The sequence below is a fragment of the Mycobacterium paraense genome, assembly GCF_002101815.1.
Lineage (GTDB): Bacteria > Actinomycetota > Actinomycetes > Mycobacteriales > Mycobacteriaceae > Mycobacterium > Mycobacterium paraense.
In genome coordinates this window covers 232,990-246,970 of record NZ_LQPM01000006.1, presented here as the reverse complement: position 1 = coordinate 246,970, position 13,981 = coordinate 232,990, and the positions used below count along the sequence as shown (strand labels likewise).

Annotated in this window: 13 protein-coding genes; 8 read left to right on the top strand and 5 right to left on the bottom strand. The window is 68.5% G+C overall.

Annotated features, from left to right (window positions below; all coding sequences use genetic code 11):
• Positions 1 to 48: 48 nt before the first annotated feature.
• Positions 49 to 1,452, bottom strand: a complete 1,404-nt coding sequence (locus AWB89_RS04535; RefSeq protein WP_085171873.1) for a mechanosensitive ion channel domain-containing protein — start codon at positions 1,450 to 1,452, stop codon at positions 49 to 51.
• The gene (locus AWB89_RS04530; protein WP_372515291.1) at positions 1,452 to 3,563 is read right to left on the bottom strand and encodes an adenylate/guanylate cyclase domain-containing protein; all 2,112 of its coding nucleotides are present in this window, start codon (positions 3,561 to 3,563) and stop codon (positions 1,452 to 1,454) included. Before AWB89_RS04530 ends, AWB89_RS04535 begins: the two co-directional genes overlap by 1 nt.
• Positions 3,564 to 3,853: 290 nt before the next feature.
• Between AWB89_RS04530 and AWB89_RS04525 the strand changes: the two genes are divergently transcribed.
• Both AWB89_RS04525 and AWB89_RS04520 read left to right on the top strand, forming a co-directional pair.
• A complete protein-coding gene (locus tag AWB89_RS04525) occupies positions 3,854 to 4,747 on the top strand; it encodes a ribokinase (RefSeq protein ID WP_085171868.1) in 894 nt (297 codons plus the stop codon).
• A 53-nt stretch (positions 4,748 to 4,800) separates the two neighbouring features.
• Positions 4,801 to 5,418, top strand: a complete 618-nt coding sequence (locus tag AWB89_RS04520) for a methyltransferase family protein (protein WP_085172003.1) — start codon at positions 4,801 to 4,803, stop codon at positions 5,416 to 5,418.
• Between the two features lie 3 nt (positions 5,419 to 5,421).
• Here AWB89_RS04520 and AWB89_RS04515 read toward each other — a convergent pair whose 3' ends face one another.
• On the bottom strand, positions 5,422 to 6,063 hold the full coding sequence (locus AWB89_RS04515; RefSeq protein WP_085171866.1) for a TetR/AcrR family transcriptional regulator: 642 nt from the start codon (positions 6,061 to 6,063) through the stop codon (positions 5,422 to 5,424).
• 59 nt (positions 6,064 to 6,122) lie between these two features.
• On the opposite strand from AWB89_RS04515, the gene AWB89_RS04510 reads away from it, so the two are divergent.
• A complete protein-coding gene (locus AWB89_RS04510; protein WP_085171864.1) occupies positions 6,123 to 7,319 on the top strand; it encodes an acyl-CoA dehydrogenase family protein in 1,197 nt (398 codons plus the stop codon).
• Positions 7,320 to 7,340: 21 nt separating this feature from the next.
• Here the strand turns inward: AWB89_RS04510 and AWB89_RS04505 are convergent, their stop codons facing one another.
• Positions 7,341 to 9,383: an NAD(+) synthase gene (locus tag AWB89_RS04505; RefSeq protein WP_085171862.1), complete on the bottom strand. Its 2,043-nt coding sequence runs from the start codon at positions 9,381 to 9,383 to the stop codon at positions 7,341 to 7,343.
• 59 nt (positions 9,384 to 9,442) lie between these two features.
• Between AWB89_RS04505 and AWB89_RS04500 the strand changes: the two genes are divergently transcribed.
• Positions 9,443 to 9,982 (top strand): cysteine hydrolase family protein, encoded by a 540-nt coding sequence (locus AWB89_RS04500; protein ID WP_085094436.1) that lies wholly within the window; start codon positions 9,443 to 9,445, stop codon positions 9,980 to 9,982.
• An 18-nt stretch (positions 9,983 to 10,000) separates the two neighbouring features.
• Positions 10,001 to 10,849: an SIR2 family NAD-dependent protein deacylase gene (locus AWB89_RS04495; protein WP_085171859.1), complete on the top strand. Its 849-nt coding sequence runs from the start codon at positions 10,001 to 10,003 to the stop codon at positions 10,847 to 10,849.
• Here the strand turns inward: AWB89_RS04495 and AWB89_RS04490 are convergent.
• A complete protein-coding gene (locus AWB89_RS04490; RefSeq protein WP_085094432.1) occupies positions 10,846 to 12,114 on the bottom strand; it encodes a cytochrome P450 in 1,269 nt (422 codons plus the stop codon). The two genes, AWB89_RS04495 and AWB89_RS04490, sit on opposite strands and share 4 nt — an antisense overlap.
• A gap of 102 nt (positions 12,115 to 12,216) precedes the next feature.
• Between AWB89_RS04490 and AWB89_RS04485 the strand changes: the two genes are divergently transcribed.
• The 3 genes from AWB89_RS04485 to AWB89_RS04475 all read left to right on the top strand — a co-directional run bounded on the left by AWB89_RS04485 (position 12,217) and on the right by AWB89_RS04475 (position 13,981).
• Positions 12,217 to 12,867 carry a TetR/AcrR family transcriptional regulator gene (locus AWB89_RS04485; RefSeq protein WP_085171857.1) on the top strand — a complete coding sequence of 217 codons (651 nt, stop codon included), beginning with the start codon at positions 12,217 to 12,219 and terminating at the stop codon, positions 12,865 to 12,867.
• 184 nt (positions 12,868 to 13,051) lie between these two features.
• Entirely contained in the window at positions 13,052 to 13,543 is a 492-nt protein-coding gene (locus AWB89_RS04480) for a MarR family winged helix-turn-helix transcriptional regulator (protein WP_085094428.1), read from the top strand.
• Between the two features lie 18 nt (positions 13,544 to 13,561).
• Positions 13,562 to 13,981 (top strand): DUF5313 domain-containing protein, encoded by a 420-nt coding sequence (locus AWB89_RS04475; protein ID WP_085171855.1) that lies wholly within the window; start codon positions 13,562 to 13,564, stop codon positions 13,979 to 13,981.

The window sequence follows — 13,981 nt, the reverse complement described above, 5'->3', positions numbered from 1 at the left end:
TATCGGGCCTTCGCCGACCAGGTCAGGCTGGCCCACGCGCAGCGCGGCTCACCCCACCCGTTCGCCGCGGCGGGCCTGGCGCACCTTGCTTTGCCGCTCTTCGAGGATGTGGCCGAAGTTCTGCAGCAGCAACGGTTCACGCATCACCAGGTGCTCGATGTGCTCCCGGTCGATCTCCAGCGCGGTCACTTCCTCGAGCGCGTAGGCGCTTGCCATGTTCGGCTGACGAGTCAGCGCGGTCAGTCCGAGGAACGAGCCCTCGACGAGCGTGCTGATCGGCACGATCGAACCGTCGTCGGCCATCGCGGTCAGTTGCACGCGCCCGGTGACCAAAAACGTCATCCCCCTGGGCACCTGGCCGGCGTACTCCACCGTTTCGTCGGCGCCGTACCGGACCAGCTGCGCGCAGGAATGCAGCGACCGCTGCTCGTCGGCGTTGAGCCGCAAAGCCGGCGCCACCACGGTCCGCAGCGCCTTCTCGACCCGTTCGGGGGTCGAGTAATCGTCGTCGCAGTTGTCCAGGTGCAGGCCCTCGCGCCGCGCGGCGTACCAGATCCAGCGCAGGAAGGTCGACTTCGCGGCGCCGTCGTCGGCGGGTGAGCTCAGCCCGAACGAGGTGCGGTATTCGCCGCCGCCAGCGGGCACCGAGCGGGGCACGCTGTCGGGCCTGAGCTGGGGCAGGCCCAGCGCGACGCGCGAGAGCATGGCGCAGACCCGGTCGGGCGCGTCGGCGGCCGCGAACGTCGTCGTGATCGCCAGCTTGTGGGTGCCGGGAGGGCGACTGAGGTTGGTGAACGCCGTCGTGGCCAGCACCGAGTTCGGCGTGACCCGCATCCCGCTGCCGGTGTCGATGTGCACCGCGCGCCAGTTCACCTCGACGACGCGTCCCCGCACCGTCCCGGTGTCCAGCCACTCGTTGATCCGGAACGGCTGCTCGAACAGCATGAACAGGCCCGACACGATCTGCCCGACGGAGTTCTGCAGCATCAGGCCGATCACGACCGAGGTGACACCCAGCGCGGTGAACAATCCGCCGACGCGGACGCCCCAGATGTAGGACAGGATCACGACCAGGCCCACGCCGATCAGCGCGAAGCGCGCGACGTCCAAGAAGATGGCCGGCATGCGGGCGCGCCAGCTCTCTTCCGGCGCGCCTTCGAACACCGTGGCGTTGAGCCCCGACAGCATGAGCACCAGCACCAGGAAGCCGAACACCGTGGTGAGCAGCCGCACCGGGACTTCCCCGGCCGGGATCTGCGAGGCCTTGACCAGCAACAGCAGCAGCGCGACGAGCGGCAGCAGGTAGTTGCGCAGCAGGCCCACCTGCCTGGCCACCCGGCTATTCCGGCGGACGAGCGTGTGGTGCAACTCCGTGAGGAAGATCAGCCCGACCGGGAACCCGATCGCGATCCCGATCGCCCAAAAGAACCACGAGGAGTGGAACGCATTCATCATCGCTCCGACAACCGGTACATCGCCTGATCGGTCCCGCCGACCGAGATCGTGCCGGCGGGGGTGAACTGCCGCACGTCGCGCATCGCCTCGTACACCGGGGCGCTGACGTAGATGCCGGGCTGCGGTGCGCCCCTGTGCATTTGGGAGGCCAGGCTCACCGCCGCGCCCCACATGTCGTAGACCAGGCTCGACCGGCCCACCAGCCCGCTGATGACGTTGCCGGTGTTGATGCCCACCCGCAGACCCAGGTCGTGACCGGTCTGATGGTTGAACCGCTCGATGATGCGGCGCATCTCGATAGCGAAGTCGACGGTTCGGTGGATGCTGTCCAATCGCGGCGTGATCACCCCACAGGTCGCGAGGTAGCCGTTGTGGAACGTGCGAATCCGCTCGACGCCAAGGGTTTCGGCCGCCGAGTCGAACTGCCGGAAGAGCTCGTCGACGATCCCCACCAGTTCGTCACCCGGAAGATCGTTGGAGAGCTCGTCGAGCCCGGCGATGTCGGCGAAGATGATCGCGACGTCCTGGTGCTTCTGCGCGATGGTCGCCTCACCCTCGCGATACCGCTGGACGAGCGACTCGGGCATCAACGCCAGCAGCAGGCGATTGTTTTCGTTGCGCTGCTCGTTGAGCAGCTCTTCCTTGATCGCCAGGTTGCGGCTCATCTCGTTGAAAGCGGCAGTGAGGTCGCCGATTTCGTCGCGCGCCATCACCGGAATGTTGACGTCGTAGTCGCCCGAGCTGATCTTGCGCGTGCCCTCCTCCAGGCGCCGCACCGGCCGCATCGCCGTCCCGGCGATGACCATCGAGGCGACGCTGATGACGAAAATCAGCGCGGTCACCGCGATGACGAGCGTCTTGCTGAACCTGCCCAGCCTGGCAAAAGCGTCCGAGTCGTCGCGCGTCGCGAATATCGACCAGTGCAGGTCGGAGTTGGGGATGTCCAGCGGGGCATAGGCTTCCAGCTCCTTATTGCCCAGGTAATCGGTGGCGCTGACGGTGCCGGTCTCCCCGCGCTGAGCGGCGCGAAAACCCGCGGTCTCGACCGGTTGCACCAGCGTCGTGCCACCCAGCCGGATCGCCTTTTCCGCGACGTCGGGCGGGGTGCCGGCGGATATCGCGTCGCGGCGGTATTCCTCTGGGTCTTCCAGGAATTCGCGCGAATCCGAACGCATCAGGCCGTCAGGTCCGGCCAGATACGTCTCGGTGGCGGCACCCATGCCGGCGGCCTGCCAGTGCTTGTTGGCCGTCATGATGTTGTTGATCTTGGCGATCGGCACCGGCAGGGCCATGACACCGCTCGTCTTGCCGTTCATGCCGACCGGCGAGACCACCCACGCCGTGGGCGTGTCGAGCGCCGGCTGATACGGCTGGAAGTCGGTGATCCACACGAAATCCACGTCGTTGGAGCGCAGCGCCTTCTGGTAGGCGTCCCTCAGATTCGATTCCCGGTACGGGCCGGTGAGGATGTTGGTCCCGAGGTCGGGCCCCTTCCTGACGGAGTAGACGACGTTGCCCTGCAGGTCCAGCAGCAGCGCGTCGCGATAATCGAAGCGGGTGACGATGTTGCGCATGTAGAAGTCGAACCGGGCATTGTCGGCGGACCATGCGCTGCCGTCGCCGGCGTTCTCGACGGGCAGCGAATCGGGGGTGGGCCGCGGCGGCGCCGTGTAGTACGCCTGCACGTATCGCTGCGCCGGGGAACTCGGCAGGACCGCGTTCAGATCGATGACATCGCCGGTCGCCCTTTTGATCGGCGCGATCATGTGGTTGTTGTAGTAGTTGACGAGCTCCTGCTCCTGCGCGGGGTTGATCGTCGCGTTGCCAAGTTGGTTGAACCCCGCCGTCAGCGCCGTGGTGGCCTCGTTGATGCTGAATCCGCCGCTGTAGACGATCAGCGAACTCGTCACCTCCCGGAACAGGGCCTGAATCTGTCTCTTCTGCGACTCGCGCAGCTCGATCAACCGCTCCGACTCGACCTGCCGCAACGCGTTGCGGCCGGAGATGGCCCCGATGAGCCCGATCACCCCGACGCCGAGGATGCCCGACAACAGCATTGCGATCAGGATCTTCGACTGGATACCGAAACGAAAACGGTGCCAGACCAGGGGACGGCGCGCACCCCTGCGCGGCTTTTCGGCCGGGTCGGATTCCGGCGTGGTTTCCGAGGCGTTTTCTGACGTATTTGCCTCGTCCGCTTTAGCGGCCGCTTCGGACCCGTTGAGCTGGGTCGATGTCAATGGCCTTTCCCTCCCTGTGACGGGATGCAGCACCGATCACGCTGCAGACTAACGCGCGGACGTCACGATATTGGGCATTGCCGAAAAAGGATCAGCGTCAATGTGCCGAGCACGGCCATTGTCGGTGTCCCAATTCGGCGCCGACTAACGTCGGCGGCATGGCACGGGTCTGCGTGGTCGGCAGCGTGAACATGGACCTGACCTTCGGCGTCGAGGCCCTGCCCCGCCCGGGCGAGACGGTGCTGGCGTCGTCGCTGACCTCGGCGCCCGGCGGCAAGGGCGGCAACCAGGCCGTGGCGGCGGCGCGCGCCGGAGCGCCCGTGCAGCTCGTCGGGGCCGTCGGCGACGACGCGGCCGCCGCACGCCTGCAGGCCCACCTGCGGGCCAACGGCGTGGGGCTCGAGGGGATGGTCACGGTGCCGGGGCCGAGCGGTACGGCGGTCATCGTGGTCGATGCCGACGCGGAAAACACCATCGTGGTGGCGCCGGGCGCCAACGGGCAGCTGACGCTGGGCGGCGCCGGCGCGCGCGGGGTGATCGCCGACTGCGACGTGCTGTTGACGCAGTTGGAGATTCCGGCGTCGACGGCGTTGGCGGCGGCCCGGGAGGCCCGCTCGGCGGGGGCGGCCGTGATCGTCAACGCCTCGCCCGCCGGCCGGCTCGACGCGGGCCTGGCCGAACTGGCGGCCGCCGCGGACGTGGTGATCGCCAACGAAGCCGAGGCGGAACGATGGCCGTGGCAGCCAACCCATTTGGTGGTGACCCTCGGCGCGCGTGGCGCCCGCTACCGCGGCGCCGACGGCGACTTCGCCGTGCCCGCACCGGCCGTCAAGGCGGTGGACACCGCCGGCGCCGGCGACGTGTTCGCCGGCGTGCTGGCGGCAGGCTGGCCGCGCGACCCGAGCGCGAGTCCCGCGGTCCGGGCCGAGCGGCTGACCGCGCTGCGGCGCGCCTGCGCCGCGGGGGCACTGGCCACCCTGGTGCCCGGCGCCGGCGACTGCGCACCGCGCGCCGCGGCGATCGACGCGGCTGTGCGGGAAGTGTTTGGGTGACCAGAAGCGGTGATGTACCCTCGCTGGCGATGACGGCGGTCATGGGAATACGCATGCCAGCGACAGCCGCTGCCGACATGGCCCTGGTGCTCTTCGCGATCTTCGGATTGCTCGGATTCGGCTGGCGCAACTGGCTGCAATATCGGCGCACCGGCTCCACGGGCTTTCGCGGCATCAAAGCCGGCGGCCCGCTGGAACGCCTCGCCGGCATCGGCTTCGTGGTAGCCCTGGCGGTGGCGGTGAGCGGGCCAATCCTGCAGGAGGCCAAGGTGGTTGGCCCGCTGCGGATGCTCAACGAGGTCTGCATCCAAACCCTCGGCATCGTGCTGGCCACGGCGGGCATCGCGGCGACGGTGTACGCGCAGCTCGAGATGGGCGATTCCTGGCGGATCGGCGTGGACAGCACGGAGACCACGACGCTGGTGCACACGGGCATGTTCGGCCGGATCCGCAACCCCATCTACGGCGCGATGTTCCTGTTCGGGATCGGTATCGTCCTGGTAACCCCGAACGTCGTTGCCTTCGCGGGCCTTATCCTGCTTGTCGCCACCATCCAGCTGCAGGTCCGTCGCGTCGAGGAACCGTACCTGTTACGGACGCACGGTGACGCCTATCGCGCGTATGCGGCCGGCGTGGGTCGGTTCGTCCCCGGGGTCGGACTCCTCCGCTAGCGCCTAACCGAGCAGGGCGTCGGTGAGCGCGCGGGCGAGGAACTCCCCGTAGCGTGCCGCGGACCAACCCCGTTCGACCACCAGCAGCTCGTAGAGCTCGGGGGCGTGGTAGGTCCACAGCACGTCGCGCGCCACGGCGGCGCTGACGCGTAGTTGTCCGGTTTTGGCCAGGTCGGCGGCGAACATCTTCATCGCGGTGAGGGTTTCTTGGCGGATCTGCGCCCAGACCGTTGCCGCGTCCGGGGAGGAGGCGGCTCCGTCGCGCGCGAGCAGCTGGACCGGGGCGCTGCGCGGCATGGTCGACGCCAGGTGCTTGGTGTAGATCGCGATCTTGCGGGCGGCCTCCGGCGCGTCGAGCACCTGCTGAATGACGTCTCGCTGGCTCATGGGGATGGGATCGTCGTCGCCGGCCACGGAGACGTCGAAGAGGGCTTTCAGCAGGCCCGCCTTGGTCGTGAACGTCTTGTACACCGTCTCCACCGACACGCCCGCGTCCCGGGCGATGTCGGCGATGGTCGTCGCCGCGTAGCCCTGGGCGAGGAAGCGTGCGCGGGCGGCCTGCAGCACCCGGTGCCGATTCTGCTGCGCCTGCTGACGGCGCTGCGCCGAGTTGTAGCGCCGCGGCTGCTTCTTGACAGATACCATAATTGAGTACATGCTCCTGTATCGATTACAGTTGACTGTATCAAATTGAGGGAGCCGCCATGACCACCGCCACCCAGACGCCCACCACCTTGTTCGACGGCCAGCGCCCGGCGGCGGTGGCGCGCACGCTCGCGCCCGAAATCACCCGGCGCGCCGACGAAGCCGAGGCGGTCGGGACGATGCCGCTCGATCTGGTCGGGCGGCTGCGGGCGTCGGGAATCTTCCGCGCGTTACAGCCGCGCTCGTTCGGCGGCTTCGAGGTGGCCCCAGGGGAGTTCATCGAGGCGATCGAAGAACTGGCGCGCGCCGACGGTTCGGCGGGCTGGATCGCGGCCATCGGTGCCGGCGCACCGGCATTCACGGCGTGGCTCGAGCCCGCCATCGCCACCCAGCTGTTCGGCTCGGACGCCGATTTCACGGCGGCCACCGTCTTCGCGCCCACCGGGCGGGCCGTGCCCGCCGGCGCCGGCCGCTTCGTCATCGATGGACGCTGGCCGTTCGCCAGCGGTTGCCGCCACGCCGAATGGTTCCTGGCCGGGGCGTTCGTCTTCGACGGCGACGCGCCGCGCCTGGATGCCGACCAGGGCCCGGACTGGCGGCTGGCGTTCTTCCCGGCCGCGAACGCCGAGATCGTCGACAACTGGGACGTCTTGGGGCTGCGCGCCACCGGCAGCAACGACATCGTCGCCCGCGGGCTCGGCGTCGCCGAAGAAAACACGATCAGCCCGTTCTTCGAACCGGCCCGGCACGACGGGCCGCTCTGGCGGCTGCCGTTTTTCACGCTGGTCGGTGCGGCCCTGGTGGGCGTCCCGCTGGGGATCGCGCGGCGCGCCCTCGACGAGTTCACCGACCTGGCGGCCACGAAGGTACGCGCAGGCACGTTCCAGCCGATCGCCCAGGACCCCGCCGCGCAGGTCGCTTTCGCCGGGGCCGAAGCCGATCTCCGGTCCGCACGGGCGTTCGTCCTCGATGAGGCCGGCGCACTGTGGTCCACGGCGTGCGCGGGCGACACGCCACCGCTGCAGCAGCGCGCCCGCTTCCAACTCGCCGCGCAGCACGCGATGCGGGCGGCGCGTCGCGCGGTCGACGTGGCGTTCGACCTGACGGGCGCAAGCGCCGTGCACGCCAGCCACCCCCTGCAGCGGTGCTTCCGGGATCTGCACACCGCCAACCAGCACGTGTACTTCAGTCCGGCCGCGCTGAAGCGCTACGCGAACGCCCGCTTCGGCATCGCCCAGCCGGCCCACCTGATGTGAGAGCCGCCGGCCGGGCCGGCCCTAGTCCTCGGGGACTTCGCGCTGGATCTCGTCGAGCCAGATGCGCGCGGACATGTCGGATGGGGCGCGCCAGTCGCCGCGCGGCGACAGCGCGCCGCCGTGCGACACCTTGGGGCCGTTGGGCAACGCGGACCGTTTGAACTGACTGAACGAGTAGAACCGCTGCACGAAGACGGCCAGCCAGTGCCGAATCTCTTTGAGCGAGTAAGACGGTCGCTTGTCCTCGGGGAATCCCGGGGGCCAGGTGCCCTGCTCGGGGTCGCTCCAGGCGTGCCACGCCAGGAACGCGATCTTCGACGGCCGGAATCCGAACCGCAGCACGTGGAACAGCGAGAAGTCTTGCAGGGCATAGGGTCCGACCTTGTCCTCGCTGCTCTGCAGTTCCTCCTCCTCGCCGCTCGGAACGAGCTCCGGGGAGATCTCGGTGTCCAGCACCGACTGCAGCACGTCGGTCACGTCGGATTCGAACTGCCCCGAGGAGATGACCCAGCGAATCAGGTGCTGAATGAGCGTCTTGGGGACACCGCCATTGACGTTGTAATGCGACATCTGGTCGCCCACCCCGTACGTCGACCAGCCCAGCCCCAGCTCGGACAGGTCGCCGGTCCCCAGCACGATCCCGCCGCGCTGGTTGGCCAGCCGGAACAGGTAGTCGGTGCGCAGGCCCGCCTGGACGTTTTCGAAGGTGACGTCGTAGACCTTCTCGCCGCGCCCGAACGGGTGGTCGATCTCCTTGAACATCAGCATTGCGGTCTCGGTGATGTCGATCTCGGAGAAGGTGACGCCGAGCGCGCGACACAGCTCGATCGCGTTGCGCTTGGTGCGATCTCCCGTCGCGAAGCCGGGCAGCGTGAACGCCAGAATGTCGCTGCGCGGCCGCTCCTCGCGGTCCATCGCCCGCGCGGCGACGATCAGCGCGTGCGTGGAGTCCAGCCCGCCGGAGATGCCGATGACCACCTTCGGGTAGTCCAGCGCGCGCAGCCGCTGCTCGAGCCCGGACACCTGGATGTTGTACGCCTCGTAGCAATCCTGTTCCAGGCGTTGCGGATCGGCCGGCACGAACGGGAAGCGCTCGATCTCGCGGCGCAGCCCGATGTCGCCGCCCGGCGGGTCGAGCCGGAACTCGATGCGCCGGAACGACTCCGCCGACGTCCGGTGGTGGCGCCGGTTGTCGTCGAAGGTCCCCATCCGCATCCGTTCGGAGCGAAGCAGATCGGTGTCGACGTCGGCGACGCTGCGCCGTTCCCCTTTGGGGAAGCGCTCGGACGAGGCGAGCAGGACGCCGTTCTCCCAGATCATGGTCTGCCCGTCCCAGGCCAGGTCGGTCGTCGACTCGCCCTCCCCCGCGGCAGCGTAGACGTAGGCGGCCAGACAGCGTGACGACGCTGAGCGGGCCAGCAGGCAACGGTCCTCGGCGCGGCCGATGGTGATCGGGCTGCCGGACAGGTTCGCCAGGACCGTGGCCCCGGCCAGTGCCGCCTCCGCGCTGGGCGGGATCGGCACGAACATGTCCTCGCAGATTTCGACGTGCAACACGAAGTCGGGTAGGTCGGACGCGGCGAACAGCAGGTCGGGACCGAAGGGGGCCGCCACGTCGCCGATGCGGATGATGCCGCGCTCGTCGTCACCGGGCGCGAGCTGGCGGCGCTCGTAGAACTCCCGATAGGTGGGCAGGTACGACTTGGGCGCCACACCGAGGACGGCGCCCCGGTGGATCACCACCGCGGCGTTGTAGATGCGGTGCCGGTGGCGCAGCGGGGCGCCGACGACCAACACGGGCAGCAGATCGGCCGACGCCGCGACGATGTCGGCGATGGCGTCTTCGACGTCGTCAAGCAGCACGTCCTGCAGCACGATGTCCTCGATGGAGTACCCGGACAGCGTCAGCTCCGGGAACACCGCCAGGCCGACGCCGTCGTCGTGGCAGTCGCGCGCCAACCGCAGGACGGACTCGGCGTTGGCCGCCGGATCGCCGATCGTGGTGTGGTGCGTGCACGCGGCCACCCGGACAAAGCCCTGGCTGTAGCTATTGTAGAAGTCCATCGCACCCCCATTGTCCCCTGAGCAGTGTCAACCCGTGCCCGTCGGGTATCCCCAACGGTATGAGCGATACCGCTGTCGTAGTGGTCGACATGATGAACACGTACCAGCATCCCGACGCTGAAGAACTCATACCCAATGTCGAGAAAATCATGGACCCGCTCGCCGACCTGGTCCGCCGCGCGCGTCAGGCCGACGGCGTCGACCTGGTCTACGTCAACGACAACTACGGCGATTTCACCGCTCAGTTCTCCGACATCGTCGGCTCCGCGCTCGACGGGGCGCGGCCGGATCTGGTCAAGCCGATCCTGCCGTCCGACGAGTGCCGCGTGATGACCAAGGTCCGTCACAGCGCGTTCTACGCGACGGCGTTGGCGTATCTGCTCGGCCGCCTGGAAACCAAGCGGTTGATCCTGACCGGGCAGGTCACCGAGCAGTGCATCCTCTACACGGCCCTCGACGCCTACGTGCGCCACTTCCCCGTCGTGATCCCCACCGACGCCGTCGCCCACATCGACGCGGACCTGGGCAAGGCGGCGCTGAAGATGATGGAGCAGAACATGTCCGCGGAGGTCACCACCGCGGCCGACTGCCTCGGCTAACTCGGTACCCTCGACTGGGTGACCGCCCGCGCCGCCCAATCGCCCGAACTCGTCGCGCTGCTGGCCGGCCGGCGGGTGGCGGTGCTGACCGGGGCCGGGATCTCCACCGACTCCGGCATTCCCGACTACCGCGGGCCCGATTCACCGCCGAGCAATCCCATGACCATCCGCCAGTTCACGTCGGATCCGGTCTTCCGGCAACGGTATTGGGCCCGCAACCACGTCGGCTGGCGGCACATGGACGACACCGCGCCCAACGCCGGGCACCGGGCGTTGGCCGCGCTGGAGCGCGCGTCGGTGGTGACCGGCGTGATCACCCAGAACGTCGACCTGCTGCACACCAAGGCCGGCAGCCGCACCGTCGTCAACCTGCACGGCACCTACGCGCGGGTGGTGTGCCTGGGCTGCGGCTACGCCCTGAGCCGCGCGGCGCTCGCCGACCAACTCGAGGCGCTCAACCCCGGATTCATCGAGCGCGCCGAGGCGGTCGGCGGGCTGGCGGTGGCCCCGGACGCCGACGCCGTCGTTTCCGACACCGCGTCGTTTCGCTACCTCGACTGCCCGCGCTGCGGCGGGATGCTCAAGCCGGACATCGTCTACTTCGGCGAGAGCGTGCCCAAAGACGTTGTGGCCGAGGCGTTCGCGGTGTTGGATCGGTCGGAGGCGCTGCTGGTCGCCGGCTCGTCGCTGACCGTGTTCTCCGGCTACCGATTCGTGCGCCACGCCGCGGCGCGGGGCATGCCGGTGGCGATCATCAACCGCGGGCCGACCCGCGGTGACGACCTGGCCACCGTGAAGGTCGACGGCGGGTGCTCCGAGTTGCTGGCGCTGCTCCTCGACGAGCTGGCGCCGCTGGCCGTCCGCTAGAACGTGCAGGGCATGCTGCGGACGGCGTGGATGAAATTGCCCGCCACGTAGGTCGGCTCGCCCGCCTGGATCTCCGGCAACTGACGCAGCAGCTCGCCGAAGATGGCGCGCAGCTGCGCCCGCGCCACGTGCGCACCGAGGCAGAAGTGCACCCCACCGCCGCCCATGCCCACGTGCGGGTTGGGGCTGCGGCTCAGGTCGAAACGCTCCGGATGGTCGAACGCCTCGGTGTCCCAGTTGCCCGACGAGTAGAACATCACCACCTTCTCCCCCGCCCGGATCTGCTGACCACTCAGCTCGAAATCCGTTGCGGCCGTGCGGCGGAAGGTCATCACGGGCGTGGCCCACCGGACGAACTCCTCAACCGCGGTGCCAATCCGGTTGTCGAAATCCTCGAGCAGCCACGCCCTTTGGTCGGGGAAGTCGGTGAGCGCCTTCATCGCGTGGCTGATGGTCTGCCGGGTGGTGTCGTTCCCGGCCACCGACAGCAACACGAAGAACGCCGCCACGTCCGCGTCGGTCAGCCGGTCGCCGTCCACCTCGGCGTTCACCAGGCTGCTGAACAGGTCGTCGCCGGGCCGTTCGCGGCGCTCCGCGGCCAGGGCGCCGGCCAGCTGGTGCAGATACATCTGGTTCTCGAGGAGGATCTCCATCGGGTGGCGCCCGGCCAGGTAGGCCGGGTCGGCCCAGGACACCATGGCGTCGGTCGCGTGCGCGACCCGCTGCCGCTCGGACTCCGGGATCCCCACCATGTCCGACAGCGTGCGGATGGGCAGCTCCTTGGCGCACAGGTCGACGAAATCGGCACCGCTGCCGGCGGCCCGCAGCTCTTCGACGATGGCCTTGGCGTTCGCCTGGATCGAGTCCTCGATGCGCCGGACCTGCCGGGGCGTGAAGGCGGCGTGGGCGAGCTTGCGCAACGTGGTGTGCCGCGGCGGGTCCATCGCCAGGAAGGACTGCGACGCCTCCAGCAGCTCCACGGGAATGCTTTCGAACATCACGCCCTTGCCGGACAGGAACACCTCGTTGTTGCGGCTGACCGCGACGATGTCCGAGCGCCGGGTGACGGCCCAGTAGCCCGGGTCGTCGGGATCGGACATCAGGGCGTCTTCCACCGGCGGGTGCCAGCTCACCGGGCGTTCGGCGCGCAGCACGGCGAACGACCGTTCCCGCTCGGCCGCGGTCGTGGCCCAGAACGCGCGCGACGACAGGTCGATCGGGTCGTAGGCGCGAGAACCGCCGGCTAAGCCCACCGTCACCGTCATCGTTGCTCCTCTCGGTTATGACCCCGGTCACACGTTGTGATCGACAATATGCCTAGACATGATGTCTAGTCAATGTGTTAACCCCTCGGCTATGCTGGGTAAATGCCGTCGGTCACCCGAAAGGCGCAGGCCAATCGCGAACACGGGCGCCAGCAGCGGCGAGAGCAACTCGAGCGCCGCCTGCTGGAGGCCACCGAGCGGCTGATGCGCGACGGCGCCAGCTTCACCGAGCTCAGCGTGGACCGGCTGTCGAGCGAGGCCGGCATCTCGCGGGCCAGCTTCTACATCTACTTCGAGGACAAGGGCCACCTGCTGCGCCGGCTGGCCGGCCAGGTGTTCGCCGACCTCGCCGACCGGGCGGACCGCTGGTGGAGTGTGGCGTGGCGGCACGACCCCGCCGACGTGCGCGCCGCGACCACGGGCCTCGTCGCCGGCTACCGGCGCCATCAACCGGTGCTCGTCGCGCTCAACGAGATGGCCGGCTACGACCCGGTGGTCGGGGCGACCTATCAGAACCTGCTGACCGCCATCACCGGGCGGGTGGCCCGCGTGATCGAGGACGGCCAGGCCGACGGCTCCATCCGCCCGGAGCTGCCCGCCACCGCCACGGCCAGCGCGTTGACCTGGATGGTCGAGCGGGCGTGCCACCAGAACCTTCCGAGCGCTCCAGACTCCTACGACGCGGAGCTGGCCGAGGCGCTGGCCCAAATCATTTGGGGCAGCTTGTATCTCAAGGCGATGCCGCCGGCGTGATCCGGAGGCACAGGCTTTGTGCCCGCTTCACAGCGACAAAGCGGGTGTTGGGCGTCACGCAACAGAGATGTCGCTATGAGGCGGGCACAAAGAGTGGTCGCCCGCACGGCGTGACTGCTGTGGCGAAACCGCTGTGACCAATGCAATATAGTTAGGGCGCTAATTATTAGCGTACGGTATAAATGTGACCGCAACGACCGCGCCGGACGTCGACCCGCTCGCCCTCGAGCAACAGGTCTGTTTCGCGCTGAGCGTCACCAACCGCGCCGTTCTGGCGGTCTACCGGCCGCTGTTGGAGCCGCTGGGGCTGACCCATCCCCAGTATCTGGTGATGCTGACGCTCTGGGATCATCACAAGACACCAGCGGGACGGCAGAAACCGCTGTCGGTCAAGGAGATCGCCGCCACGTTGCAGATGGATTCGGCCACGCTGTCACCGATGCTCAAGCGCCTGGAGGCGCTCGGGCTCATCACCCGCACCCGCAACACCGCCGATGAGCGCTCGACCGACGTCAAACTCACCGCCGGCGGCACCGCCCTACGCCGGCGCGCGCTGCAGATCCCGCCGGCCGTGGTCGCACGCCTGGGCGTCGACATGGACGAGCTGCGGCACCTGCACGAGGTGCTCACCCGGATCAACGCGGCAGCCCTGGCGGCCGGCGCGTTGCAGACCTGAAACCCCTTAGGAGCCATCATGACCAGCGCCAAACCCAACCCCTGGCAATACATCGCCTACTCGTACGGGCGGCAGCTGCCCGACTCGATGCGCGACTGGGTCGCCAACGACCTGGCCGGCAAGGGCGCCGTGCGCCGGCACATGATCCGGTGGGCCATCCCGCCGCTGTTCGTCCTCGCACCCTTCTGGCTGCTGCCCGCCTCGCTGTACGTGCACAGCGAGATGACGGTGCCGCTCTACATCTGGGCGCTGCTGATTTCGCTTGCGCTGAACAAGGTCTGGCGCCGCCACCGGCTGGCGCAGCACGGCCTCGACCCGAACCTGGTCGACGTGCTCAAAAACAAGAAGCAGGCCAAGATGCACGAGGATTACGCCCGCCGCTACGGGCCGCGTCCCGAATCGGCCGCGTGGCAGGACAACAGCAACCCGTTTACGTAA